Source organism: Blastococcus sp. SYSU D00868 (assembly GCF_054050575.1).
The window spans coordinates 75732-100681 of sequence record NZ_JBJGZO010000018.1 but is presented as its reverse complement, the minus strand read 5'-3'; the positions used below and the strand labels follow the sequence as shown (position 1 = coordinate 100681).

General features: G+C 77.6%; 22 protein-coding genes. 14 read left to right on the top strand and 8 right to left on the bottom strand.

Features of this window, described 5'->3' with window-relative positions:
• Positions 1-38 precede the first annotated feature (38 nt).
• Entirely contained in the window at positions 39-971 is a 933-nt protein-coding gene (locus ACI79F_RS15905) for a DUF2382 domain-containing protein (protein WP_456547581.1), read from the bottom strand.
• A gap of 167 nt (positions 972-1138) precedes the next feature.
• Between ACI79F_RS15905 and ACI79F_RS15900 the strand changes: the two genes are divergently transcribed.
• Together ACI79F_RS15900 and ACI79F_RS15895 are read left to right on the top strand one after the other, a co-directional pair.
• A complete protein-coding gene (locus ACI79F_RS15900) occupies positions 1139-2782 on the top strand; it encodes a CYTH and CHAD domain-containing protein (protein WP_456547580.1) in 1644 nt (547 codons plus the stop codon).
• 96 nt (positions 2783-2878) lie between these two features.
• Positions 2879-4159 (top strand): metallophosphoesterase, encoded by a 1281-nt coding sequence (locus tag ACI79F_RS15895; RefSeq protein ID WP_456547579.1) that lies wholly within the window; start codon positions 2879-2881, stop codon positions 4157-4159.
• On the opposite strand, the gene ACI79F_RS15890 is transcribed toward ACI79F_RS15895, so the two are convergent.
• The gene (locus ACI79F_RS15890; protein WP_456547578.1) at positions 4156-4746 is read right to left on the bottom strand and encodes a TetR/AcrR family transcriptional regulator; all 591 of its coding nucleotides are present in this window, start codon (positions 4744-4746) and stop codon (positions 4156-4158) included. The two genes, ACI79F_RS15895 and ACI79F_RS15890, sit on opposite strands and share 4 nt — an antisense overlap.
• Before the next feature lie 144 nt (positions 4747-4890).
• On the opposite strand from ACI79F_RS15890, the gene ACI79F_RS15885 reads away from it, so the two are divergent.
• The 3 genes from ACI79F_RS15885 to ACI79F_RS15875 all read left to right on the top strand — a co-directional run bounded on the left by ACI79F_RS15885 (position 4891) and on the right by ACI79F_RS15875 (position 6612).
• Positions 4891-5697: a GntR family transcriptional regulator gene (locus tag ACI79F_RS15885; RefSeq protein ID WP_456547577.1), complete on the top strand. Its 807-nt coding sequence runs from the start codon at positions 4891-4893 to the stop codon at positions 5695-5697.
• Entirely contained in the window at positions 5694-6161 is a 468-nt protein-coding gene (locus tag ACI79F_RS15880; protein WP_456547576.1) for an SRPBCC family protein, read from the top strand. Before ACI79F_RS15885 ends, ACI79F_RS15880 begins: the two co-directional genes overlap by 4 nt.
• Before the next feature lie 169 nt (positions 6162-6330).
• A complete protein-coding gene (locus ACI79F_RS15875) occupies positions 6331-6612 on the top strand; it encodes a GlsB/YeaQ/YmgE family stress response membrane protein (RefSeq protein ID WP_456547575.1) in 282 nt (93 codons plus the stop codon).
• A gap of 21 nt (positions 6613-6633) precedes the next feature.
• Here ACI79F_RS15875 and ACI79F_RS15870 read toward each other — a convergent pair whose 3' ends face one another.
• Complete coding sequence (locus tag ACI79F_RS15870; RefSeq protein ID WP_456547574.1) at positions 6634-7284, bottom strand: MBL fold metallo-hydrolase; 651 nt, start codon at positions 7282-7284, stop codon at positions 6634-6636.
• A 139-nt stretch (positions 7285-7423) separates the two neighbouring features.
• Here ACI79F_RS15870 and ACI79F_RS15865 point away from each other — a divergent pair, with 139 nt between their 5' ends.
• The 3 genes from ACI79F_RS15865 (at position 7424) to ACI79F_RS15855 (ending at position 9347) form a co-directional block, all read left to right on the top strand.
• Entirely contained in the window at positions 7424-7654 is a 231-nt protein-coding gene (locus ACI79F_RS15865) for a hypothetical protein (RefSeq protein ID WP_456547573.1), read from the top strand.
• Between the two features lie 116 nt (positions 7655-7770).
• Entirely contained in the window at positions 7771-8178 is a 408-nt protein-coding gene (locus tag ACI79F_RS15860; protein ID WP_456547572.1) for a YciI family protein, read from the top strand.
• The gene (locus tag ACI79F_RS15855; RefSeq protein ID WP_456547571.1) at positions 8175-9347 is read left to right on the top strand and encodes an RNA polymerase sigma factor; all 1173 of its coding nucleotides are present in this window, start codon (positions 8175-8177) and stop codon (positions 9345-9347) included. The genes ACI79F_RS15860 and ACI79F_RS15855 overlap by 4 nt, the downstream gene beginning before the upstream one ends.
• A 10-nt stretch (positions 9348-9357) precedes the next feature.
• On the opposite strand, the gene ACI79F_RS15850 is transcribed toward ACI79F_RS15855, so the two are convergent.
• Both ACI79F_RS15850 and ACI79F_RS15845 read right to left on the bottom strand, forming a co-directional pair.
• Positions 9358-11934 (bottom strand): LuxR C-terminal-related transcriptional regulator, encoded by a 2577-nt coding sequence (locus tag ACI79F_RS15850; RefSeq protein ID WP_456547570.1) that lies wholly within the window; start codon positions 11932-11934, stop codon positions 9358-9360.
• A complete protein-coding gene (locus ACI79F_RS15845) occupies positions 11931-13856 on the bottom strand; it encodes an Hsp70 family protein (RefSeq protein WP_456547569.1) in 1926 nt (641 codons plus the stop codon). Before ACI79F_RS15845 ends, ACI79F_RS15850 begins: the two co-directional genes overlap by 4 nt.
• Before the next feature lie 284 nt (positions 13857-14140).
• On the opposite strand from ACI79F_RS15845, the gene ACI79F_RS15840 reads away from it, so the two are divergent.
• From ACI79F_RS15840 to ACI79F_RS15830, 3 genes are all read left to right on the top strand, one after another.
• The gene (locus ACI79F_RS15840) at positions 14141-15379 is read left to right on the top strand and encodes an IniB N-terminal domain-containing protein (RefSeq protein WP_456547568.1); all 1239 of its coding nucleotides are present in this window, start codon (positions 14141-14143) and stop codon (positions 15377-15379) included.
• Between the two features lie 140 nt (positions 15380-15519).
• The gene (locus ACI79F_RS15835) at positions 15520-17343 is read left to right on the top strand and encodes a dynamin family protein (RefSeq protein ID WP_456547567.1); all 1824 of its coding nucleotides are present in this window, start codon (positions 15520-15522) and stop codon (positions 17341-17343) included.
• Positions 17340-18986, top strand: a complete 1647-nt coding sequence (locus ACI79F_RS15830) for a dynamin family protein (RefSeq protein ID WP_456547566.1) — start codon at positions 17340-17342, stop codon at positions 18984-18986. The genes ACI79F_RS15835 and ACI79F_RS15830 overlap by 4 nt, the downstream gene beginning before the upstream one ends.
• Positions 18987-19589: 603 nt before the next feature.
• Here ACI79F_RS15830 and ACI79F_RS15825 read toward each other — a convergent pair.
• The 3 genes from ACI79F_RS15825 to ACI79F_RS15815 form a co-directional block, all read right to left on the bottom strand.
• The gene (locus ACI79F_RS15825) at positions 19590-20366 is read right to left on the bottom strand and encodes an enoyl-CoA hydratase-related protein (protein ID WP_456547565.1); all 777 of its coding nucleotides are present in this window, start codon (positions 20364-20366) and stop codon (positions 19590-19592) included.
• Between the two features lie 143 nt (positions 20367-20509).
• Positions 20510-21052: a glutathione peroxidase gene (locus ACI79F_RS15820; RefSeq protein WP_456545493.1), complete on the bottom strand. Its 543-nt coding sequence runs from the start codon at positions 21050-21052 to the stop codon at positions 20510-20512.
• Positions 21049-21615: an N-acetyltransferase family protein gene (locus tag ACI79F_RS15815; RefSeq protein WP_456545492.1), complete on the bottom strand. Its 567-nt coding sequence runs from the start codon at positions 21613-21615 to the stop codon at positions 21049-21051. Before ACI79F_RS15815 ends, ACI79F_RS15820 begins: the two co-directional genes overlap by 4 nt.
• A 114-nt stretch (positions 21616-21729) precedes the next feature.
• Between ACI79F_RS15815 and ACI79F_RS15810 the strand changes: the two genes are divergently transcribed.
• Genes ACI79F_RS15810 through ACI79F_RS15800 form a run of 3 tightly spaced genes read left to right on the top strand, consistent with a single transcriptional unit; the run spans position 21730 to position 24889 of the window.
• Positions 21730-22953, top strand: a complete 1224-nt coding sequence (locus ACI79F_RS15810) for an inositol-3-phosphate synthase (RefSeq protein ID WP_456545491.1) — start codon at positions 21730-21732, stop codon at positions 22951-22953.
• Positions 22954-22961: 8 nt separating this feature from the next.
• On the top strand, positions 22962-23858 hold the full coding sequence (locus ACI79F_RS15805; protein ID WP_456545490.1) for a hypothetical protein: 897 nt from the start codon (positions 22962-22964) through the stop codon (positions 23856-23858).
• On the top strand, positions 23855-24889 hold the full coding sequence (locus tag ACI79F_RS15800; protein ID WP_456545489.1) for a methyltransferase domain-containing protein: 1035 nt from the start codon (positions 23855-23857) through the stop codon (positions 24887-24889). The genes ACI79F_RS15805 and ACI79F_RS15800 overlap by 4 nt, the downstream gene beginning before the upstream one ends.
• The last annotated feature ends 61 nt before the right edge of the window (positions 24890-24950 follow it).

Here is a 24950-nt window from a genome sequence, read left to right as displayed (position 1 = left end):
GTGCGGGAGCGCAGGTCTCCTGCGCTCCCGCACTCCGGTCAGCTGCGGGCGGGGGAGCCGCTCTCGTCGACGACGATCCGCTCGCGCTGCACCCGCTCGGTGACCTGCTCGGTGCCGGTGACCGCCTCGGTGCGCAGCCGCACCCGCTCGACGGGCACGACCTCGACGGTGACGACCGGCCGCTCGGCGTGCAGCACGATCTCCTCGGGCAGGGCGCCGGACACCACGGGGATCGGCGTGGTGGGGGGGCTGCCCGCCTCGTGCGCGGGCGGCTCGAGCGTCTCGCCGGGGCCGGGGTCGGGCGCGTCGACCGGCACCTCCTCCAGCCGGAACTCCTCCCGCCGGATCGGGACGGTGATCTGCACCTCCTCGGTGACCACGTACTTGACCAGCCGCACCCGCGTGGCGGCCACCCGCTCGGTGCCGACCTCCAGCCGCTCCTCGCTGCGGATCATCGCGCCGTCGCCGGCGGAGCCGGTCGGGGACGCCGCGGCAGCCACGGGGACCGCCGGCCGGTCGGGAGCCGCGGCGGGCTGGGCGGGAGGCGGCGGGGGCGGCGGGGGAGCGGCGGCCACGACCGGCGTCTCCGCGGTGTCCGGCTCCGCCGCCGGCAGGGTCCCCGGGTCGGTGCGCGGCGCGGTGTCCGGGGTCGCCGGCAGCGCGGTGTCCAGGCCGTAGTGGCGGCGCAGCTCCGCCTCGTCGGAGGGGTCGAGGTGGTCCCCGGTCAGGTGCGGCGCGGACCGGACGGCGTCCTTGGTCACGTGCAGGCGCAGACCGCCGTCGACGTAGACGGCGTCCACCGCGGGCACGATCGAGTGGCGGGTGCCGAACAGCCCCGTGGTGACCGCCGCCCACGTCGGCGCGCCGGTGCGGTCGTCGACGAAGAAGTGCTCGACGGTGCCGATCTTGTCGCCGTCCGGGCCGTAGGCCGGGCTGCCGATGGCCGCCGAGACCTCGCGCTCGCTCAGCATGGGTGGGCTCCCCTCACGCGGACCGTCCCGCCGACGGTGCTCTGCGGGCAGCGTGCCCATCCACCGGTGCGGGCGAACATCGCGACGGGGACACCGTGGACCCGAGTGGCCTACCGTTTCCGGAGATCGGTGGTCAGCTCCGGCCGCCCCGGCGAGGAGGCAGCGCAGTGGACGGGCACGTCGAGATCGAACGCAAGCTCGAGCCGGGCCCGGGGTTCGGCCTCCCCGACCTCACCGCCGTCGACGGCGTCGCGGCCGTCGGCGAGCCGGTCGAGCACCACCTGTCGGCCACCTACTTCGACACCGCCGACCTGCGCCTGCTGCGGTCCCGGGTCACGCTGCGCCGCCGGACCGGGGGCACCGACGCGGGCTGGCACCTGAAGCTGCCCGCCGGCGGCGCCGCCCGCCGCGAGAACCACCACCCGCTCGGCCCGCGCCGCGCCGTGCCGCCCAAGGCGGTCCTCGAGCCGGTCCTCGGCCTGGTCCGCACCGCCCCGGTGACGGCCGTGGCCACCCTGGAGACGACGCGGGTGGTGACGACGGTCCTCGCCGACGACGGGCGGGTGCTCGCCGAGGTCGCCGACGACACGGTGCGGGGCACCGCCGCCGCGCCGAGCCCCGGCGAGCCGGCCACGGTGACCGCGTGGCGGGAGCTCGAGGTCGAGCTGGTGGACGGCGACGAGTCGCTGCTCGGTGCGCTCGTCGGCGCCCTCGTCGACGCCGGCGCGGTGCCGTCGGACTCGCCGTCCAAGCTGGCCCGGGTGCTCGCCGACCGGCTGCCCCCGGCCCCGGCCCCGACCCCGACCGCTGACGGGCAGCCGGAGGACGCGGCCGGCAAGGACGCGGCCGGCAAGGGGGCGGGCAAGAAGGGCCGGAAGGGCAGGAAGGGGAAGCGGAAGGGCGACGCCGACGAGGCCGCGCCGCAGACCGCCGCCGACGTCGTCCTCGGCGCCCTCCGCGGCCAGGTCGAGGCGCTGCAGGACGCCGACATGCTGGTGCGCACCGGCCACGAGGACGGCATCCACGACCTGCGGGTCGCCTGCCGTCGCCTGCGCAGCATCCTCGCCGCGTTCCGGCCGGTCCTCGAGCGCACCAGCACCGACCCGCTGCGCGAGGAGCTGCGGTGGGTGGGCACCGCCCTGTCCGCGGCCCGGGACGGCGAGGTCGCCCTGGCCCACCTGCGCGAGCTCGTCGCCGCCCAGCCGGTCGAGCAGGTGCGCGGCCCGGTCGTCGCGCGCCTGCAGACCGCCGCCGTGCAGGACGCCGACGCGGGCCGGCGCAAGGCCCTGCGCACCCTGGGCGACCGCCGCTACCTCGCGGTGCTCGACGCCCTCGACGGTCTGCTCGCCGAGCCCCCGCTGGCCGAGGCCGCGACCGAGCCGGCCGGGCCGGTCCTCGCCCGCGCCGTCCACCGCAGCGGCAAGCGGCTGGCCGAGCGGATCGAGGCGGCCCGCGCGGCCGGCGAGGAGGTGCCGCACGAGGACTCGCCGCTGCACGACGTGCGTAAGGCGGCCAAGCGGGTCCGCTACACCGCCGAGGTCGCCGTCCCCGTGCTCGGGGAGCCGGCCGCGGCGTTGGTGTCCTGCATGAAGGAGGTCCAGGAGCTCCTCGGCGCCGCGCAGGACACCGTGGCCACCCGTGAGCGGTGCCTGAAGCTGGGCGGGGCCGCCGGCGCGGCCGGCGAGCCGACCTGGACGTGGGGCCGGCTGTACGCGCTGGAGGAGGCCCGCGCGGCGGACTCCGCCGCCGCGTTCTGGCGGCTGGAGCCGGACCTGCGTCCGGCGGTGCGGGCCGTGGCGAAGAGCGCCTGAACCCCGACCCACCCGTACCGAGTCCCGAGCGAGCAGAAGGACCCCCGTGCCCCCCACCACTCACCGGCTCGTGGCGGGCCCCTGCACGGGGGCCTCGTGTCCCTGATCGGCCTCCTGGGGTTCGGCACGGTCGTGCTGCTGGCCTCGGCGCTCCTGCACACCTACCTCTGGTCCCGCGTCGTGCGGGCCACCACCCTGCCCGGCCGCACCCGCCGCCGGCTGACCCTGCTGGTCCTCGTGCTGGCCGTGCTCCCGGCCGCGGCGGTGCTGCTGCGCCGCACGCTGCCGCTCGACGCCGCCGCGCCGCTGGACTGGGTCGCCTACCTGTGGCTGGGCACCGCCTTCTACCTGTTCCTGGCGCTGCTCGTGCTCGAGCCGGTGCGCTGGGGCTCCTCCCTGGTCGCGCGGAGTGGGTCCCGGAGGGGGCCGCGACGGGTGGCCGTCGGTGCTCCGCCCGACGGGGAGGCGGCACCCGGACGCGGTGCGATCGCGGAGGACCGCGACGGGCAGAGCCCCGAGACCGCCGCCGACCCGTCCCGCCGGCTGTTCCTCGCCCGCGGGCTCGCGGTCACCGCCGGGGTGGCGGCGCTGGGCACCGCCGGCACCGGGGTCTACCTGGCCAACTCCGCGCCCGTCGTCCGCCGGGTCCCGATCACCCTGCCGCGGCTGGACCCGGCGCTGGACGGCCTGCGCATCGTCACCTTCTCCGACGGCCACCTGTCGGCCACCTACGGCGGGCGGCGGTTCGAGCGGCTGGTCGAGACGGTGAACGCCCAGCGGCCGGACGTCGTCGCCATCGTCGGCGACCTGGTCGACGGCGACGTCGACGAGCTGCGCGAGGAGGCCGCGCCGCTGGCCGACCTGGTCAGCGAGCAGGGCGTCTTCTTCGTCACCGGCAACCACGAGTACTTCGTCGACACCTCGGCGTGGCTGCGGCACCTGCCGACCCTGGGCGTCGACGTGCTGCGCAACGAGCGGGTGGCCCTCCGCCGGGGCGGCGCGAGCGTGGACCTGGCGGGCATCGACGACCGGACGGCGGCCTCCTCGGGGCTGCCCGGCCACGGCGCCGACCTCGACGCCGCGCTGGACGGCCGCGACGACGCCGTCCCGGTCGTGCTGATGGCCCACCAGCCGGTCCAGGTGGAGCAGGCGCGGGCGGCCGGCGTCGACCTGCAGCTGTCCGGGCACACGCACGGCGGCCAGCTGTGGCCGTTCGACTACGCGATCCGGCTGGACCAGCCGGCGGTCGAGGGCCTCTCCCAGCACGGCGACACCCAGCTGTACGTGACCTCCGGCGCCGGGTACTGGGGCCCGCCGATGCGCATCGGGGCGCGGCCCGAGGTGACCGTGGTGGAGCTGCGCGCCCCGTCGTCCTAGACGGGGCCGCCCAGGGAGCGCAGGGTGGTGAGCACCTCCTGCGCCACCTCCACCGGGGACCGCCGGCCACCCTCCTCGGCCCACCGCAGCAGGCTCACGGTGTAGGAGGAGAACAGCGCGAGGACGACCAGCTCGGTCGCCAGCCTGCGGTCCGGCGTCAGCACCGACGGCGGGAGCGACTCGAGCACGATCTCCGCGGTCGCGCGCTCGTACTCGGCCGCCCGCAGCCGCAGGTCGGGGGTGGCGACGACGACGCGCCACCGGTCGAGCATCTCCTGCAGGTCCTGTCCCTGCGGGGCGGCCAGCCAGGCGAGCATCCCCTCGCGGACGATCGCGAACACGGAGCCCTCACCCGGGGGCAGCGCGGCCAGGCTCGCCATCACCGCGGGCCGGTCCGGCAGCGGCAGGACCACGTGCTCCTTGTTGGGGAAGTGCGCGTAGAACGTCGGCACCGACACCCCGGCGGCGGTCGCGATCTCCCCGACGCTCACCTCGTCGTAGCCGCGCTCGAGGAACAGCCGCATGGCCACCTCGTAGATCCGCCGCTTGGTCTCGGCCCGGCGGCGGCTGCGTGGGTCCTGCGACACGGGGCAGAACCTGCCATGGCGATCCCATGATCGGGGGGTGGACGTGCCTCGCCGGTACCGATGCCGGCCCACGTCACACCCCTGGCGGGCAGACGTCCCAGACGACATGACGTCCGGACGTGTCCCTGACGTACCGTCGGGCCCGTGACCAGCGCCGTGTCGGGACCGAAGTACCTGTCGGTCCGGGAGCACCTGCGCCGCCGCGTGTCGGCGCTGCCCGAGCACACCCTGCTCCCCCCGGAGCCGGTGCTGTGCGCCGAGTACGGGGTCAGCCGGATCACCCTGCGGCGGGCCGTCGACGGGCTCGTCGCCGACGGGCACCTCGTCCGCGAGCAGGGGCGAGGCACCTTCGTCACCCGGCCGGCGATCCGGCACGAGTACCGCGAGAGCTTCGTGCACCGCATCGCCGGGTGGAGCTCCGTGATGGCCGAGCAGGGCGCGCAGGTCGGCACGACCGTGCTGACCCAGCGGGTCGTGCCCGTGCCGGTGGCCATCGCCGCGGAGCTCGACCTGGGGGTCGCCGCGGACGTCGTCGAGCTGGTGCGGCTGCGCAGCGTCGACGGCGCGCCCAACCACGTGGCGCACAGCTTCCTGCCCGCCGACCGCTTCCCGCGCGCGGCCGAGGCGGACCTGCACGACGGCTCCCTCTACGAGTTCCTGCGGCGGGAGTACGACGCCGACCTGGCGCACGCCCGCATCGTCGTCGACGTCGGCACCGCCACGCCGGAGGAGGCGGAGCTGCTGCGGATCGTCGCCGGCTCCCCGCTGCTCGTCGTCCGGACGACGGTGCGCGACAGCGGCGGGCACCCGCTGGTGCACAGCTGGTCGCGGCTGCGCCCGGACGTCAGCCGGGTGGAGTTCGAGGTGTCGGTGACCTCCCCCGCCGGGGTCCGGACACCCGGCGCGGACGGCCACGACGACCGGGGACGGGGAACGGGGGAGGCGCGGTGACGACGGCCAGCGGCAGCCGCGTGGTGCCGGAGGGACGGGACGTCGTGTGGCGGGCGCTGGCGGTCCTGGAGCCGCACTGCCCGGTCTGCGACGTCTCCTACGTCGTGGCCGGCGGCGGGCCGCCCGGCAAGGGCACCCGCTTCGTCTGCGTGCCCGGCGTGCTCGCGGAGGGCGAGCAGCCCCGCGCCGGCGCGCCGGAGGGGGAGATCGTGGAGTGGCGGCCCCGCCGGGCGGTGACCACGCGCCTCGAGCTGACCCCCGAGACGTGGACGACGCGCATCGAGCTCGACGACGCCGCGGACGGCGGCACCCGCGTCACGATCACCGTCGACCACGAGCCGCGGCGGAAGAACCGGCTGGTCGACCGCCTGCTGCGCAGCAGCGTGCAGCGCCTGGTGCAGTCCACGGTCGACGGCGAGCTGGCCAAGGTGCCCGAGCACGTCGCCCGCCTCTCCGCGAGGTGACCGGACCGTGACCGCCCGGTCGGGTGATGCCGTGCATCAGCGGGCCCGCCTGCGGGTATGGGGTCGTCACCAGGCGCCCGATCGGGGGTGAGGGCGCCTCCGGTGCACCGGCCTCGGGCACCCGGCGACCGCCGGGAGGGCCCAGCCGGTCGGACTGAAGGAGATCGCTGTGATTGGTCAGATCATCGGGCTCATCGTCGTGGGGCTCATCATCGGCGCCCTCGCCCGCCTGATCACCCCGGGCAAGCAGCACATGAGCATGTTCGCCACCCTCGCCCTCGGTGTCGTCGGCGCCATCATCGGTGGCCTGATCGGTGGCCTGTTCAACGACAGCACCAACCCGTTCGAGCTGAACGTGCTGGGCTTCGTGTTCGCGGTGATCGCCGCCGTCCTGCTCGTCGGGATCGCCGAGCGCATGTCGAGCGGTCGCCGCAGCCGCACGCTGCGCTGACGGACCCGGCCGCCGGGGGACTCAGAGCTCGACCGAGTCCCCCGGCGCCAGCCGGGCGTACGGCGTCGGGGTCCCGGGCCCCCGCTCGCCGAGCAGGCCACCCACCAGCCCCAGCCCGATGTCGTTGAGCAACCCGTCGTGGACGGCGAACGCCTGGTCGGCGCCGACCGCACGGACGTAGTCGATCACCTCCGCCACCTTCGACCAGGGCGCGTGCACCGGCAGCAGCAGGGTCGACACCGGCTCCTCGGGGACCGTCCAGGCGTCCCCCGGGTGGAAGACGGACCCGCCGGCAGCGCCCCCCACGAGGAACCCCACGTTCCCCACCCGCGGGATCTCCGGGTGGATCACCGCGTGCAGCTCCCCGTGCACCGTGACGTCGAACCCCGCGACGGTGACCGCGTCCCCGTCGCCCACCACGTGCACGCGGCTCCCCAGGCCCTCCAGCCGGCCGGCGACCGAGCCGTTCGTCCACACCTCCAGCGCCGGGTCGGCGTCCATCGCCGCCCGCAGCGGCTCCGGTGCGAAGTGGTCCACGTGCTCGTGCGTGATGAGCACCGCGCTGGCCCCGCGCAGGACGCCCGGGTCGGTGAACGCCCCCGGGTCCAGGACGAGCCGCCGGTCGCCGTCGCTCACCACGACGCACGCGTGGCCGTGCTTGGTCAGCTCCATGGCCGGATCTCCATGGCCGCATCCTGCCGCGCCGGACGGCGACCCGCCGGGAGGCCGGACCCGCCGACACCTCACCCCCTGGGGTGAGGCGCGGCCCGCTCCGCTGTGCCCGGCGCCCCGGGCGGCCGACCACTCCGTCATGACCGCCGCCGTCGCCCGCACCGCCACCACCTATGTCGCCGCCCGCAGCCGGGCGCACGGCCCCACCGCCGCCCTCTGGCACGCCGTCGAGGTGCACCGTCACCCCAGCGAGGTCGACGGCGCCTGCGAGCTCACCCTCTGCGGCTCGCTGGCCCGCGTCACCGTCGAGCCGGCCTGGCCGGTCGCCGAGCGGGACGTCTGCGTCTCCTGCGTCGTCCTCTCCCGGTAGCCCGTCCGGCCGCCGCCGGAGATCCTGCGGCGGCCGTGTCGAGAACCGGGGACCGGTTCCGTCTCCCGGGTGTCCGCGACCACGATGGGTCGCACCACACCGAGGGAGACACCCCGATGGCCAAGTACCTGCTGCTCAAGCACTACCGCGGCGCCCCGGCGGCGGTGAACGACGTGTCGATGGAGCACTGGACGCCGGAGGAGGTCACGGCGCACGTCCAGTACATGAACGACTTCGCGGCCAAGCTGCGGGAGCAGGGCGAGTTCGTCGGCGAGCAGGCGCTGGCGCCCACCGGCATGTGGGTCCGGTACGACGGCGAGGGCCGGCCGCCGGTCACCGACGGCCCCTTCGCCGAGACGAAGGACCTCATCGCCGGGTTCATGATCATCGACGTCGACACCCCCGAGCGGGCCGTCGAGCTCGCCGGCGAGCTGTCGGCCGCGCCGGGCAAGGGCGGCGAGCCGATCCACGAGTGGCTGGAGGTCCGGCCGCTCTACGGCGAGCCGCCCCTGATCACCGAGTGAGCACCCCGCTCGACAGCTCCCCGTTCGACGAGGCCCTCCTGCGGGGCCTCGTCCCGGGGGTGCTCGGCGTCCTCGTCCGCCGCGGCGCCGACTTCGCGGCGGCCGAGGACGCCGTCCAGGACGCGCTGCTCGAGGCGCTGCGCGTCTGGCCGGGCGACCCGCCGCGCGATCCGCGCGGCTGGCTGGTCACCGTGGCCTGGCGCCGGTTCCTGGACGCCACCCGGTCCGACGTCGCCCGCCGGCGCCGCGAGGACCGGGTCGAGGAGGAGCCGGCGCCCGGTCCCGTGCCCGGCAGCGACGACACGCTGCAGCTGTACTTCCTGTGCGCCCACCCCGCGCTCCCGCCGTCGTCGGCGGTGGCGCTCACCCTGCGCGCCGTCGGCGGGCTGACCACCCGGCAGATCGCCGCGGCCTACCTGGTGCCCGAGGCCACCATGGCCCAGCGCATCAGCCGGGCCAAGCGCACCGTCTCCGGCGTGCGGCTCGACCGGCCCGGCGACGTCGCCACCGTGCTGCGCGTGCTCTACCTGGTGTTCAACGAGGGCTACTCCGGCGACGTCGACCTCGCGGCCGAGGCGATCCGGCTGACCCGGCAGCTCGCGGCCGCGGTCGACCACCCCGAGGTCGCCGGGCTGCTCGCGCTCATGCTGCTGCACTCGGCCCGCCGCGCCGCCCGCACCGCGCCCGACGGCAGCCTGGTGCCGCTCGCCGAGCAGGACCGCGGTCGGTGGGACACCGCCGCGATCGCGGAGGGCGTGGCGGTGCTGCAGGCGGCGCTGGCCCGCGACCGGCTGGGCGAGTACCAGGCCCAGGCCGCCATCGCGGCGCTGCACGCCGACGCGCGCACGGCCGCCGAGACGGACTGGGTGCAGATCGTGGAGTGGTACGACGAGCTCGTGCGCCTGACCGGCAGTCCGGTCGCCCGCCTGAACCGCGCGGTGGCGGTCGGCGAGGCCGACGGACCCCGCGCCGGCCTGGCCGCGCTGGCGGACCTGGACGCGACGCTGCCCCGGTACACCGCGGTGGCGGCGCACCTGCACGAGCGCGACGGCGACCTGGCGACGGCGGCCCGGCTGTACGCCGAGGCGGCCCGGCAGGCCACCAGCGGCGCGGAGCGCGACCACCTGACGCGCCAGGCCGCCCGGCTGCACGCCGGCCGGGAGGGCTGAGCCGCCCGTCTCAGGCGCCCTCGGCGAGCTCCGCGCGCAACCGGGCCAGCAGGTCCGACCGGGTGCCGGCGCCCAGCCGCTGGCGCATCCGCGACACGTGGTGCTCCACCGTCTTGGCCGAGATGTAGAGCCGGCCGCCGATCTCCCGGTACGTCTGGCCGGCGACGACCAGCCGGGCCACCTCGCGCTCCCGGTCGCTGAGCGCGCCCGTGCCCGGGGCGGCCGGCGCCGCGGCGCCCCGCCCGGCGGGCTCGGCGTCGGTCCCCGCCGGCTCGCACAGCGCCCGGGCACACGCCAGCAGCGCCGACCGTCCCCGCGGGTCGGCCGTGCGGGCCGCGGCGTGGCCGGCCAGCCGCGAGCCGTCCCAGGCCAGCCCGACCCCGCTGAGCCGCTCGCCGGCGGCCACGACCTCGTCGACGTCGACGTCCCCGGCCAGGACGCTCAGCCACGTGCGCCCCGCACGGGCCAGCGTGGCCGCGTACGGGCTGGTGCGGGCCGCGGCGACCAGGGCGGCGGCGTGCGGCCGCAGCCCGGCCGGGTCGTCGGTGAGGATGGCCGCCTGCGCGCCGCTCCAGTGCAGCGACGTCGCCCACAGCTGCGGGTCGCCGAGCCGGGCCAGCAGCGCCCGCGCCTCCGCCAGGTGCGGCCGCAGCCGGTCGACCGCCTCCAGCCGGGCGGCCGCGACGACCAGCTCGCCGAGGGGCAGCAGCGTGAACAGGTCGACCGGGTGGCGGACGACGGACTCCAGCGCCGGCTCCCACGCGCGCAGCAGCGCGGGCGCGTCGCTCGCGCGGCGGGCGACGCCGACCTCCAGGCCGCGGAGGAACACCTCGTCGCGCGGCTCGACGACCGGGACGGCGGCCCGGGCCGCCTCGGCCAGCTCGCGGGCGTGGTCCAGCCGGCCGGCGAGCATCGCCGACCAGGCCAGCAGGATCCGGTGCCGGGGCCGGTGCGGCAGCCCGCCGAGGTCGGCCGTCACCGCCCGCTGCAGCACCGACTCGCCGACCGCCGGCTCGCCGCGGTGCAGGGCCACCAGCGCCGCGAGCGCGGCCGGGGTGTCGGGCAGCAGGGCCGTGCGCCCCATGGGCTCCAGCAGGGCGGCGGCGCGGGTCAGCGTGGACAGCGCGGCCGCGGCGTCGGTGCCCGCGCCCAGGGACTGATGGACGCCCTGGGCCATCAGCTCCTCGGCGACGGCGAGCGTGGTCGCGGCGCCGCCCTCGCGGGGCCGGCCGGCGCCGGCCAGCACGTCGGCGGCCTCCTGCGGGGCGCCGATCTCCAGCAGCGCCAGGGCGGCCGAGCCGGCCCGCTCGCTGCCGGCGAGCCGGTACAGGTCCGCGGCCCGGCCCACCAGCCCGCGCTGCACGAGCACGGTGGCGGTCACCGCCGCCGCCCGCGGGCGGTCGGGGGCGCCCGGGTCCACCAGCGCGGTGTCGGCCAGGCAGAGCGCCCGGTCCAGGTCGCCGGTGAGCACCGCCGCCTGGGCCCGCCGGGCGGCGGTGGCGGTGATCGAGGCGCCGCTGGACTGGGCCTCGCCGAGCAGCTCGTCGGCCAGCGCCGGGTCCGAGCCGAGCGCCGCGTCCCCGTGCCGCTCGAGCAGCGCCGCGGCCCGCGGGTCGCGGACCCCGGCCGCGGCCAGGCCCCGGGCCAGCTGCACCGGCTCCTCCCCGCGGTCGAGCAGCACGCCCAGCAGCCGCCGGCGGCTGCGCCGGGTGACGTCGGGCGGGGTGGTGGCCAGCAGCACCGCCGAGACGAGCGGCACGACCGAGCCGCCGCCGGTGAGCAGGCCGGTGGCGCGGCCGGCGGCCACCAGGTCACCGATCGACGACTCGGGCACGCCGAGGACGGGGGCCAGCACGTCGTCGTCCAGCGGGGCGCCGGCGGCGACGGCGTGCAGCAGGGCGCGGGTCCCCTCGTCCAGGCCCGCCAGGTCGGCGCGGATCCGGTCGACGACGTCCTCGGGCACCGCCAACCGGGGTGGCTGTCCCGGCGACAGGACGCCGGCGCCGCCCCGCCGCGGCCGGCCGCCCAGGGACCGCAGCAGCGGCCCGGCCAGCCCGGGGAGCCCGGCCGTCTGCTCGAGGACGACGTCCACCAGCGCGGACGACACCGCCTCCCCCAGGTGCTCCACCGCCCACTCGCGGACGGTCTCCCGGTCGACCGGGCCGAGCAGGACCAGCTCCCGGTCGCCGCCCAGGTCCTCCAGCAGGTCGCCCAGCGCGGGCGGCCGGGGCCAGGGCCGGAACGCCACCACCGCGCGGGTCCCGGGCTCGCGCACCAGCCGGCGCACCCGGTCGGCGGTCCGGTCGTCGAGCCGGTGCGCGTCGTCGACCAGGAGCAGGCAGCGGCCGCGGGGCGTCGGGACGGCCGCCGAGGCGGTGAGCACCGGGGTGCCGGCCCGGCGGGCGCCCGCGGCGAGCTCCTCCAGCAGGTGGGTCTTCCCGGTGCCGCCCGGGCCGCGCACGGTCAGGTGGCCCTCGCGGGCCGCCGGCGTCCCCAGGGCCCGCAGCCGCTCACGGGGGGCGCCGGCGGCCGGGTCGGCGAGGCTGACGGCCGCCCACGGCGCGGGGGCCCGGTCGTCCGGCGTCATGCCGTCTCCGTCGACACGGGGGTGCCGTCCCCCGCCCCGCCCGGCGCGGGGTCGCCGGCCGGGGGCTCCGGCGCCGGGTCGGGTGCGGGGTCGGGCGCGGGGTCCGTCGCCGGGGGCGGGCCGGTGGCCGGCGGGTCCGGGGTGACCGGCGGCGCGGACGTCTCCGGCGGGGTGGAGGTGCCCGGAGTCGCCGGGGGTGCCGGCGTGCTCGGCTCGGCCGACGGCGGCGGCGCGGCCGGTTCCGGGACGACGGCCGCGGGGGCCGCCACGGGACCCGCCGCGGGCGCCGCCGGGGTGCCGGCCGGTGCCGCGCCCGGCGCGTCGTCGTCCGCGCCGGCGGCGGTGGTGCCCGGGCGGGAGCCGCCGCGGGCGGTGGTGGCGGGGGTGCTGCGGCCGCCGGGCCGGCCGGCCGAGCCGGCCGCCGACGGGCGGCCCGCCGAGTCCGACCGCTCCGACACCGCAGCCGCCGGGGAGATCGGCCCCGCCGCGGCGCCGCCCGCTGCGGCGCCGCCCGGAGCGGCGGGCGCCGGCGGCTGCCCGGTCTCCGCCTCGCCGGTGCCCGGGTCGGCCTCGCCCTCGGCCGCGGCGTCGCCGCCCGCGGGCCGCGACGCGCCGTCCAGGACCGAGGACAGCGCGGGCGGGCCGGCGATCATCGCGACGAGGGCGGTGACGACGACGGCGCCGCGCCGCAGCCGCCGGCCCGTCGTCCCCGGGGCCCGGCCGGCCGCCGGCAGCGGCAGCGGGGGACGGCCCGCGGGCGCCGCCGTCCCCGGCCGCCGCGACCGGCGCGGGCCGGCCGCGGGCGCCGCCGCCTCGCCGGCGGGGGCGTCGTCCTCGGCGTCAGCGGCCACGGGCGCTCCGTCGGCGCCGGCCGCCGCCGTCCCGGGGACGTCGGCGGCGAGCGCCTCCGCGGCGAGCCGGGCGGCGCCGAGCGCGGGGCTGAGCTCCGGGCGGTCGGCGACGACGAGCGGGCGGCCGAAGGTGCCGGAGAGGGCCTCCACCACCCGGGGGACGCGGACGCCGCCCCCGGCGAGGACGACGGCGTCGAGGTCCCCGGGCGCCAGGCCCGCCGCCGCGACGGTGGCGGCGAGCGCCTCGGCCGACGCCTGCACGGGCCCGTCGAGCAGCTCGTCGAGTTCCTCCCGCGTCAGCCGCAGCTCCGTCCCGCCGACGTCCAGCCGGGTGGCGGTGTCGGCGGAGAGCTCCTCCTTGGCCCGGACGCAGCCGGCGCGCAGCCGCTGCGCGGCCCGGCGGTCGGGCACCGGGCCGTCGAGGGAGCGGCGGACGAGGGCCAGGACGAGGTCGTCGAGGTCGCGGCCGCCCCACGGCAGGGGGAGGGGAGGGGGGACCGGGGACTCGAGCTCCCCCTGGGGGCCCGGGGTCACCACGGCGGTGTCGAGGCTCGTCGCGCCGAGGTCGTAGACGGCGACCCGGGCGCCGGCCGGCAGGTCGCCGGCGGCCACGTGGTGGGCGACCGCGGCCACGGCGCCGGAGACGACCGAGAAGCGGGGGACGCCGGCGGCGTCGAGGGCGTCGGCCAGCGCGCGCCGCCGGTGCCCGCCCCAGCCGGGCGGGACGGTGAGGACCGTCCACGCCTCCGGTCCGCCGTGCACCTGCGCGGCCGCGTCCCGGACGTGGGCCACCAGCGCCGCCACGAGCTCCCCGGCCTGCTCGAGGCCGTCCCCGCAGGCCAGCGGGACGGGGCAGCCCAGCCGGGACAGGAGCCCCGTCGGCGCGCCCAGCTCCGGCAGCGCCGCCGTCCCCCCGGATCCCGGGGGCGGCTCGCCCGCCCCGGGCCCTCCGTCGTCGGTCAGCCGGAGCGGCTCGGCGGCCTGCACGCCGCCGTCCGCCACGACGCAGGTGGCGGCGGCGACCGTCCGGTCGCCGACGTCGATCCCCAACCCGTACCCGCCGTTGCGCACGAGGTCCCCCTGCCGTGTCCGACGCCCGCCTTGGCACGGCCCGAGCGCGGACGGAACGTAAGCAGGTCGGCTCGGGGCTGTCTGCCCCTGCGGCCCCGGAGGCCCCGTCAGGCCCCCAGGAAGGGGGCGACACCCCGCATCCCCTAACGCGCAGTCAGCGCCCACCCCCCAATCCAGGGAGGACGGAGGGGGACCCGAGCCCGATGCCCGGGCCGCCCGGGGGCCGGTGGACTGCTCCCGCCAGCCGGCCGACCGCGACCGGCGCAGTCCTCGGGAGTGCCAGCATGACCACGCTCGCCAGCGACATCCTCGACTTCATCCTCGGCCTGTTCGACGACCCGGAGAAGGCCCAGGCCTTCGCCGACGACCCGGAGGCCGAGCTCGCGGCCGCGGGCCTGCCCGGGGTCGCGCCGGCCGAGGTGCACGACCTGATGCCGATGGTCGCCGGCTACGCGCCGGGCGGCTGGCACGGCCGGCCGCACCACGACGACGACCACGGGCACGGCCACGGGGGCAAGCCGGACCACTGCGACGACGACGACGACTACAAGCCGGTCGGCAGGCCCGACCACCACGACGACCACGGGTACGGGCACGGCGGAAAGCCGGACCACTGCGACGACGACGACGACTACAAGCCGGTCGCGAAGCCCGACCACCACGACGACAAGCCCGACCACCACGACCACGGCCACGGGCACGGGCACCACGGTCACCACGGTCCGGTCGCGGGCGCGGAGACCACCGTCATCGCCCACGTGCAGAACATCCAGAACAACATCACCTACGTGAACGTCGAGATCGACGCCTCGCACAGCATCTGGGTCGGCGGCGACGCGCAGGCCATCTTCGGCGACGTGGGCAAGGGCGCCGTCGTCGTGGACGAGGGCGTCTACGTCGGTGACGACAACGAGGGCGCGATCGCCACCGGCGGCGGCATCGCGGTCGACGGCGACATCAAGGACAACAACGTGGCCGTGGGCAACGCCGGCGACGTCGCCCAGGACTCGGTGGTCGTCGAGGACGTCAACCTGGCGCTCGGCGACCAGACCGTGGTCGAGGGCGACGGGAACACGGTCGGCAACACCACCACCACGACCACCAACACGACCACCAACACGACGACCACCACGAACACGACCAACACCACGACGATCAGCGACAGCGGCAACGTCGGCAGCTACAACGGCGGCGACGTGGCCCTGGGCGGCGACGACGCGCAGGTCGGCGACTCCGTGGACGTCGACGTGGACATCGAGGACAGCGCCATCGCCCTCGGCGGGGACGCCAACTCCGGCCACCAGGTGAACTCGCAGAACGACCTCTCGGTCGGCGACGTCACCTACGCCCCGGACTACTCCGAGGACAACGACACGATCAAGGTGGACGACGTGCAGGTCGCCATCGACAACGACCACAGCATCATCGGCGGCGACGACGCCGAGCTCGAGGTCGAGGACCCCTTCGTCGTGGTGATCGAGGACCAGCCCCACCACGCCGCCGTCGAGCCCGCGGCCGGCTGACCACCTCCCCCCGGGAGCGGCGGCGACCCGCCGCTCCCGGGTGTCCCGGACCCGGGTCCGGCCGTCGTGCCGGGCCCGGGTCCCGGCCTGTCCGCGGGACGGGGGATCGGTGATAGGACGGAACCGGACGGGAGGTGACCGTGGTCACGTCGACGGAGCTGATCGACCGCGCCCTGGCGGTGGCCGCGGCGTGCGACCGCCCCGACCTGCAGCGCAGGCTGGGGCTGGTGCGCGAGCGGGTGGCCGCCCCGACGGTGCGGGTGCTGGTGGTGGGCGAGGCGAAGAAGGGCAAGAGCTCGCTGGTCAACGCGCTGGTGGGGGCGCCGGTGTGCGCCGTGGCCGACGACGTCGCCACGGTCGTGCCGGTCGTCGTCCGCGGCGGGACCGAGCCGCGGGCCGAGCTCGTGGTGACGGCGTCCCCGCCGGCCGGGGGCGCGGCGGACGAGGACCGGGTCGAGCGGGTGCCGGTGCCGATCCACACCCTCGCCGCCCGGGTCGGCGCCGGCGCGGCGGAGGTGGAGGGGCTGCTGCGCGCCGAGGTGGAGCTGCCCCGGCAACTGCTGGCGGGCGGCCTGGAGGTCGTCGACACCCCCGGGGTCGGCGGGGTCGGCGCGGCGCAGTCGCTGCTGACCGTGGACCTGCTGCCCAGTGCCGACGCCGTCGTGGTCGTCTCCGACGCCAGCCAGGAGTTCACGGCCCCGGAGATGGACTTCCTCCAGCGCGCGGCGGCCCTGTGCCCGACCGTCGTCTGCGTGCTCACCAAGACCGACGTCGCGCCGGCCTGGCGGACCGTCCTGGAGCTGGACCGCGCCCACCTGGCGGGGCGGGACGTGGACGCGCCGGTCTTCGCCGTCTCCTCGACGCTGGCGGCGCTGGCGTTGACCACCCGCGACGCCGAGCTGCACGAGGAGTCCGGACTCGGCCCGCTCGTCGAGCACCTGCGCCGCGAGGTGGTCGACCGGGCGGGCGACCTGGCGGCGCGCTCGCTGCGGCACGACCTCACCTCCGTGACCGAGCAGCTGCGGCTCGCCGTCCGGGCCGAGCTGACCGCGATCGAGGACCCGGCCGGCCGGGACGACCTGCTGCGCGAGCTGGAGGAGGCCCGGCAGGCCGTCGACGACCTGCGGAAGCGCTCCGCACGGTGGCAGCAGGTGCTCAACGACGGCGTCACCGACCTGATGGCCGACATCGACTACGACCTGCGCGACCGCACCCGCGTGGTGACCCGCGAGGCCGAGGAGGCGATCGACGCCCAGGACCCGGGCCCGGCCTGGCCGCGGATCGCCGGCTGGCTGGACGAGCGCGTCGGGTCGGCGGTCGCCGACAGCTTCGTGTGGGCCGAACAGCGCTCGCAGTGGCTGGCCGAGCGGGTGGTCGAGCAGTTCGCCCGCGACGGCGGGGCGGCCCTGCCCGAGCTGTCGGTGGGCTCGAGCACCGAGGCGCTGGACATGGTGGTCGAGGTCGCGGCGGTCGACAGCGGGGACATGACCCTGCGCGAGCGCATGCTCGTCGGCCTGCGCGGCTCCTACACCGGCGTCCTCATGACGGGCCTGGTGACCAGCCTGGTCGGCCTGGCGATCATCAACCCGCTGTCGCTCGCCGCCGGCGTGCTCATGGGCCGCCGCGCGTACAAGGACGACCAGGCCCAGCGGGTGGCCCGCCGGCAGAGCGAGGCCCGCGCCGTGGTGCGCCGGCACATCGACGAGGTGGTGTTCCAGGTCGGCAAGCAGCTCAAGGACCGGCTCCGGCTCGTCCAGCGCACGCTGCGCGACCTGGTCTCCGACACCGTCGACGAGATGTCCCAGTCGCTGGCCGACGCCGTCCGCGCCGCGCAGCAGTCGGCGAAGGACGCGGCCGGCGAGCGGGACGCCCGCGCCCGGGTGCTGCGGGTGCGGCTGGCCGAGCTGGACCGGCTGGCCGCCGACGTGCGCCGGTCGCTGGGCGAGCCGGTGCCGGCCCGGTGACCGCCCCGACCGACCGGCGTGCCGTGCCCGGGACGACGGACGCCCGCGAGCTCCTCGACGCGGCGCTGGAGGTCTGCGCGGGCGACCCGGATGCGGTCGCGCGGCTGCGGCCCCTGCGGGACCGGCTCGACGGGCCGCTGCGGGTCGCCGTCGTGGGCCGGGTCAAGGCGGGGAAGTCCACGCTGCTCAACGCGCTGGTCGGCCAGCGGATCGCCCCCACCGACGCCGGCGAGTGCACCCGGGTGGTCACGCTCTACCGGCACGGCGCGGTGCCGCGGGTGGTGCTGCACCGGCGGGACGGCGGGCAGCGGCCGCTGCCGGTCCGCCGGGTGGACGGCGGCCTGCAGCTGGACCTGGGCGGCACCGACCCCGACGACGTCGCCTGCCTGGTCGTCGACTGGCCGTCGGCCGCGCTGCTGCCGGCCACGCTGGTCGACACCCCGGGCACCGCGTCGCTGTCGGAGGCCACCAGCGCCCGCACCGACGAGTACCTGGGGGCGGCCGGGCCCGGCGCCGACGCGGTGGTCTTCCTGACCCGCTCCCCGCAGCCGGAGGACCTCGCGGTGCTCCGCGGGCTGCAGGAGGCCGGCGGCGCCGCGGGCGTCACGACGGTCACGGTGCTCTCCCGGGCCGACGAGATCGGCGCGGGCCGCCTGGACGCGCTGGAGTCGGCGGCCGCGGTGGCCCGCCGGCTGGCCGCGGACCCCGCCGTCCGGGCCGTCAGCCCCCTGGTGCTGCCGGTCTCCGGCCTGCTCGCGCTGGCCGGCCGGACGCTGCGGCACGGGGACTTCGTCGCCCTGCGCAGCCTGGCCGCGGCCGATCCGGCCGCCGTCACCGCGATGCTGCTCACCGCCGACCGGTTCTGCCGGCCCGAGGTCGCCGTCGACGTCTCCCGCGACGTCCGGGTGTCGCTCGTCGAGCGGCTCGGGGTGTTCGGCATCCGGCTGGCGGTGATGCTGGTCCGGGCCGGGATCCCCGACGCGGGCACGCTCGCCGACGAGCTGGTCCGGCGCAGCGGGCTGGCCGAGCTGCAGCGGCTGCTGACCGCCCGCTTCGGCGAGCGCGGCGGCGTGCTGCGGACGGCGGCGGCGCTGCGGGCCGTGGAGGACGTGCTCGGCCGCGCGCCGGCGGAGGGGGCGGCCCGGCTGCGGGCGGAGGCGGAGCGGATCCGGCTGGCCACGCCCGAGCTGGCCGAGCTGGAGGTGCTGGCCCGCAGCGGCCCGGACGGACCGTTCCCGCCCGGCCTCCGCGCGGACGCCGAACGGCTGCTCGGCGGGGAGGGCACGACCCCGGCCGCGCGGCTCGGCCTCCCGGCCACCGCCTCCGACGGCGAGCGCACCGCCGCCGCGCGGGCGGCCCTGGCGCGCTGGCGGGAGGCGGCCGACGACCCGCTCGCCGACCGGGCCGCGGCGGATGCGGCGGGCGTGGTGGTGCGCAGCTGCGAGGCGCTGCTCGCCGGGCTCCTCGACCCGGCCGGGTCAGCCGGCCGCGTCGGGGGTGCGGCGGAACCAGGCGCGCGCGGAGCGGCCGAGGAGCAGGAGCGGCGCGAGGAGGACGAGGCCGCCCTGGACGAGGAACGCGACCCGGTCGAGGTCGGCGCCCCCGGCCACCATGTCCTGGGTGATGTCCACCGCGAGCAGTAGCAGCAGGGCGGTCGGCAGCAGCGCCCACCGCGCCCAGCCGGCGCGGCGCAGGATCAGGCCCACCCAGAGCAGCGAGACCAGGACGAGCAGCCCGGTGCTGCCCAGCACGAGCGCGATCGTCGCGCGGACGCCGTCGGCGATCACGTCGGCGGCGGCGGTGGGGTCCGCGTCGGTGGCGCTCGCCGTCAGCTTCGCCTGCAGCGCGTCGGAGTCGCGCAGCGCGGCCGCGGTCCCGACCGCCCCGGCGGCGCAGCCGGCCCACCACAGCCAGGCGGCCAGCCCGACGGTGCGCGGGCGGGCCGGGGCCGGGTCGGCCGGCACGGGCGGCGTCGGCCCGCCGGCCACCTCCGGCCGCACGGGGGGCGGCCGGTCGGCCGCGGCGCCGGCGAGCGTGCGCGGGCGGGGCAGGGGCTGCTCGCCGGTGGGGACCGGCGCCCCGGACGGGCGCGCGCGGGCGACGGCCGGGTCGGGCACGGGCTGCTCCTCCTCGTCGAGGGCGACGTCGGAGCAGCCTCGCAACCCGGAGGGCCCGCGGGCGGCCGGGCCCCGCGTGACCGGCTGCGGCCCCCCGTGTCGGGACGGCGCGCAGCCCGGCCGATGCGGTCAGTGACCGGTGAACAGCGCCGGCCGCTTGGCGAGGAACGCCTCGACCGCCTCGCGGTGGTCGGCGCTGGTGCCCAGCGGCGTCTGCAGCTCCGCCTCCAGGGCCAGGGTCTCCTCCAGCGAGTCGGTCGCCGCCGTCGCCAGCACCGTCTTGACCGCGCGGTAGGCCGCGGTCGGCCCGGCGGCCAGCCGGACGGCGAGCGCGCGAGCCTCCTCGGCGACCTGCTCCGCGGGGACGACACGGTGCACCAGGCCCCACTGCTCGGCGGTCTCGGCCGGGAACGGCTCGGGCAGGAGCAGCAGCTGCGCGGCCCTCGACCCGCCGACGCAGTGCACCAGCCGCGAGGCCAGCGCCGAGTCGCTGGACAGCCCGATGCCGGTGAACGCCGTCGTGAACTTCGAGCCGGCCGCGGCGACCCGCAGGTCCCCGGCAAGCGCGAGGCCGAGACCGGCGCCGGCGCACGCGCCGTTGATGCCGACCACGACCGGCACCCGCAGCGCGGACAGGGCCAGGACGAGCGGGTTGTACTCGTCGGCGACGATCGACAGCGACGTCTCGGCGTCGCCGCGCAGCGACTCCACGTGCTCGGCGAGGTCCTGGCCCACGCAGAACGCCCGGCCGGTGCCGGTCAGCAGCACGGCGCGGACCGACTCGTCGGCGGCCACCTCGGTGACGACGGCGAGCAGATCCTTACGCAGCGCCGAGGTGAGCCCCGGCCGCAGCAGCGTGATGGTCGCGACGCCGTCCGCGTCCTCCCGGGCCACCGTGTCGGCCATCCGTCGTCCTCCCGCGCGTCGTCCCGGCCGCGACCGCCGCGGACCCGGGCGACACCCTGCCACCCGCCGTCCTCCCCTCCCGCAGCGCGTCCTCCCTCACGGTGTGCGGTGAGGGAGGACGCGCTGCGGTGAGGGAGGACGACTCAGGCGGCGAGCGCCGTCTCGATGTCGGCGCGGATCTGCTCGGGGGTCACGCTGGGCTCGTAGCGGCGGACGACCTCGCCGTCCCGGCCGACGAGGAACTTGGTGAAGTTCCACTTCACCTCGTCGGTGCCGATCGCGTCGGGCTTGATCCGGGCGATGTGCTCGTACAGGCCCGGCGCGGACTCCGCGGTGAAGTCGCCGGGGTCGGCGGCCCGCAGGTAGGACCACAGCGGGTGCGCGTCGGGGCCGTTGACGTCGACCTTGGCGAACACCGGGAAGGTGACGCCGTACTGCGTCGAGCAGAACTCCTGGATCTCCTCGTTCGTCCCCGGCTCCTGGCCCATGAACTGGTTGGACGGGAAGCCGAGCACCTCCAGGCCCTTGTCGGCGTAGTCCTCGTACAGCTTCTGCAGGCCCTCGTACTGCGGCGTCAGCCCGCACTTGCTCGCGGTGTTGACGAGCAGCAGCACCTTCCCCGCGTAGTCGCTCAGGCGCGTCTCGGTGCCGTCGGCGGCGGCGACGGTGAAGTCGTGGGTCTTCATGCGAGGTCCTCTCGGGGCACGGGCAGGTTGCTGCCGCAAGCCTTACCAGAACGCGGGGTATTCCCGCCCGGGCGTGGCGGGAGCGCCTTCTCCATCCGCGCCCGGCTCAGCTCCTCCCCGTCGAGGTCCACGGTCTCGACCTCGACCTGCCGGTACCCGTACCGCGCGAAGACCGGCGCGGCCCCCCACGACGCGTGCGTCACCAGGGCCGGCAGCCCGTGCGCGCGGGCGACGTCCTCGACCCCGGCGAGCAGCGCCCGCGCCACCCCGCGCCCGCCGGCCGCCGGCGCCACGAACAGCTGGTCGACCTCGCCGGGCACCAGCCCGTCGACGGCCTCGACGGCGACGGAGGCGAACCCCGCGGGCTCCGCCCCGATCTCCGCGACCAGGACCACGGTCGTCTCGATGTACCGCGCGTGGGCCTCCTCGGTCCGCCGCCGCTGCCACACCGCCCGCTGCGCCGGGGTGTAGTGCCCGGCCGCCGACACCTCGATGGCGGCCCGGCTGATCGCCGCCAGCACCGCGGCGTCCTCCCGCCTCGCGGGGCGGACGACCACGTTCATGCGCCCAGTCTGGCGGGATCGGCCCGGCGCCTCGCCGTCACCCAGCGGGCGGTGGCGAGCTGTGCAACGCTCGGTTGTGCACCACCTTCTACGGCACAACTCGGAGGTTCACCGTTGACTGCTGGAGAGCGTCGGGTCGGGGTCGCCGTCGTCGGCCTGGGAGGAGCGGTCGCCACGACCGCGGTGGCGGGGCTGGAGCTGCTCCGCCAGGGGGCCACGGACCCGGCGGGGCTCCCGCTGGCCGGCCTCGACCTGGGCGGCGTGCCCGTCGGCGAGGCGACCGGGATGGCCGACTACGCCGACCTCGTCCTCGCCGGCTGGGACCTGGACGGGTCGGACCTGTACAAGGCCGCCGAGCAGCACGCCGTCCTCGACGCCCGGCAGCTCGCGCAGGTGGAGCCCGCGCTGTCCCGGATCACGCCCTGGCCGGCGGCCGGCGACGCCGACTTCTGCCGCAACGTCAGCGGCGGCAACGTGCTGCTCGCCGAGACCCGCCGCGCGCAGACCGACGCCGTCCGCGCCGACCTGGCCCGGTTCCGCGCCGAGCGGGCGCTCGACGGCCTGGTGCTGGTCAACCTCGCCTCCACCGAGCGGTGGCCGGACCCCGCCGCGCCCGCGCTCCAGACGGCCGAGGGGTTCGAGGCCGGGCTGGACGCCGACGACCGCTCGATCACCCCCGCGATGGTCTACGCCTACGCCGCGATCAGCGAGGGCGCCGGCTACGTGAACTTCACGCCGTCGCTGGCCGCCGACGTCCCTGCCCTGGTGCAGCTCGCCGAGCGGCGCGGGGTCCCGCTGGCCGGCAAGGACGGCAAGACCGGCCAGACGATGATGAAGACGGTGCTCGCACCGGCCTTCCGCAGCCGCGCGTTGGTCGTCGAGGGCTGGTACTCGACGAACATCCTGGGCAACCGCGACGGCCTGGCGCTCGACGACCCCGACTCGCTCAACAGCAAGCTGCAGACCAAGGGCAGCGTGCTGGACTCGATCCTCGGCTACCCGGTCGAGGACCACGTGGTGCGCATCGACTACTACCGGCCGCGCGGCGACCAGAAGGAGGCCTGGGACGCGATCGACCTGGTCGGCTTCCTCGGCCAGCGGATGCAGGTGAAGGTCGACTTCCAGTGCCGCGACTCGATCCTCGCCGCGCCGCTGGCCATCGAGCTCGCCCGCCTGACCGACCTGGCGCAGCAGCGCGGGGAGGGCGGCGTGCAGCAGCAGCTCGGCTGGTTCTTCAAGGCGCCGATGACGCCCGGCGGCGGCACCCCCGAGCACGCCCTGCACCGGCAGGAGCAGGTGCTGCTCGACTGGCTCGGCGCCGGCGCGACCTCCCGGTGACGGTGGCGGTGGGGCCGCTCCGCGCGCTGGCGCCGCTGCGGCCGCTGCTGGCCGAGATCGGCGACGCGAAGCGGGTGCGGGTCGCGTCCGCGCCCGGGTCGCTGGCCGAGCAGGCGTTCGCCCGCGCCTGGGGCCGGCTGACCGCCGGCGAGGACGCCGCCACGGTGGCCCTGTCGGAGACCGCCGCGGCGGTGGCCCGCGCCCGGCTGGCCGGCATCGACGGCGCGGTGCTCGGGGCCGCCGGGCTGGACGACGCGGAGGCGCGGGCGGTGCTGCGCCGGTCCTTCGACGAGGTCGCCGGTCCCCTGGACGGCGTCCTGCGCGAGCGGCTGCGCGAGGCGCTGCCCACCGCGCTGCCCGCGGTCGACGGCCCGCCGCTCGCCGCCGCGCTCAACCGCCAGCCCCGCGCCGGTGCCACCGCACCCGGCCGCGCCCGCGTGATGGTGGAGCCGCCGGAGAGCCACGGCGACCACTGCCTGACCGTCGCCGTCTACGGGGTGCTGGTCGCCCCGGTCGTGGGCGCCGACCCGGTCGTGCCGTTCCTCGTCGGCCTGGCCCACCACCTGCACAACGTCGTCCTGCCCGACGCGGGGTTCGCCGGGGAGGTGCTGCTCGGCGGGGCGCTGCCCCGGGTGCTGGAGACGCTGGAGGCCGCGCAGCTCGACACGCTCCCGGCCTCGCTGGCCGGGCGGCTGCGCGGCGTGCTGGCGCTGCGGGACGACGCCGCCGCCCCGGAGTCGCAGGCCTTCCACGCCGCCGACGTCCTGGACCGGGTGCTGCAGGTGCACCACCACGCCTGCGCCGGGGCGTTCACCGCCGAGCAGGCGCTGGACGACCTGGAGCTGGTGCACGCCGGGCCGGTGCAGTCCTTCCACCTCGAGGTGCTGGCGGCGGCCGGGCTGTGAGCAGGGCTGGGAACGGCGTGGTGCTCGACGTCCCCGTCGTCGACGGCATCCCGTTCGTCCGCGCCGGCCGCGACGACCTGCGCGCCGAGGTCGCCGGGCTGCTCGCGCACGGCGAGGTCGACCGCGCCCGGGTGGCGCTGCTCGCCGACGCCGACGACTGGTGGACCGAGCCGCCCCCGCCGGCCGAGCAGCTGGCCCGGGTGCCGGCCGCCGCCACGCTGCGCGGGGCGATGACGCTGCTCGGGATGGGCCGGGTGGCCGACTACTTCGCCCACCGCTGGTCCGACCCGACCCACCTGGCGGGCCTTGCCCTGCTCCAGGCGCACTGGCCGGGCGGCCGGCCGGTGGTCGACGTCGCCTGCGGCGTCGGGGCGCACCTGCGGGAGCTGGCGCGGCGCGGCTGCACCGACCTGCTCGGCGTCGACGTCGTCTGGGCCAAGCTCTGGCTGGCGCGGCGCTTCGTCTGCCCGTCGGCGCGCTACGTCTGCGCCGACCTCACCGCCGCCCCCGACCTGGCCGTGCACGCGCCGGCGTTCGTGATGTGCCACGACGCCTTCTACTTCCTGCGCGACAAGCCAGCGGCGGCCGCGGCGATGCGGACGCTGGCCGGGCCGGGCGGCACCGTCGTCGTCGGGCACGCGCACGTCGCCGACCCGCACGGGGAGCCGCTGACGCCGGAGGGCTACGCGGAGGTGCTCGGCGCCGGCCTGCTCTACGACGACGCCGAGCTCACCGCCGCCCTGCTCGCCGGCCGCCCGCCGCGGCCGGCCGCGGCCGCGGACCTGCGCGGCAGCGAGGCGATCGCGCTGGTCGGCGGCGACCCGCTCGGGCCGGGACCCGACCTCGGCGAGCCGCTCGGCCCGCTCAGCCCCAACCCGCTCTACCGGGACGGCGTGCTGACCTGGCCGAGCGCGCGCTACGCCGCCGAGTACGGGCCCCGGTCGGCGTACCTGCCGCCGCGCTGGCCCGACGCGCTCCCCGCCGACGCTGCCCGCCGCCGGCTGCTCGTCGACCTCCCGGAGGCCTGGTGACCCCGCGAGATCTGCACAGTCGTCGCCATCAGGGGCTGATGGCGACGACTGTGCAGATCTC

Coding starts and splice junctions, on each gene's coding strand:
- ACI79F_RS15865 (WP_456547573.1), top strand. CDS start 7,424: ATGACCGCCGCCGTCGCCCGCACCGCCACCACCTATGTCGCCGCCCGC.
- ACI79F_RS15820 (WP_456545493.1), bottom strand. CDS start 21,052: ATGAAGACCCACGACTTCACCGTCGCCGCCGCCGACGGCACCGAGACG.
- ACI79F_RS15840 (WP_456547568.1), top strand. CDS start 14,141: ATGACCACGCTCGCCAGCGACATCCTCGACTTCATCCTCGGCCTGTTC.
- ACI79F_RS15905 (WP_456547581.1), bottom strand. CDS start 971: ATGCTGAGCGAGCGCGAGGTCTCGGCGGCCATCGGCAGCCCGGCCTAC.
- ACI79F_RS15860 (WP_456547572.1), top strand. CDS start 7,771: ATGGCCAAGTACCTGCTGCTCAAGCACTACCGCGGCGCCCCGGCGGCG.
- ACI79F_RS15825 (WP_456547565.1), bottom strand. CDS start 20,366: ATGGCCGACACGGTGGCCCGGGAGGACGCGGACGGCGTCGCGACCATC.
- ACI79F_RS15850 (WP_456547570.1), bottom strand. CDS start 11,934: ATGACGCCGGACGACCGGGCCCCCGCGCCGTGGGCGGCCGTCAGCCTC.
- ACI79F_RS15815 (WP_456545492.1), bottom strand. CDS start 21,615: ATGAACGTGGTCGTCCGCCCCGCGAGGCGGGAGGACGCCGCGGTGCTG.
- ACI79F_RS15870 (WP_456547574.1), bottom strand. CDS start 7,284: ATGGAGCTGACCAAGCACGGCCACGCGTGCGTCGTGGTGAGCGACGGC.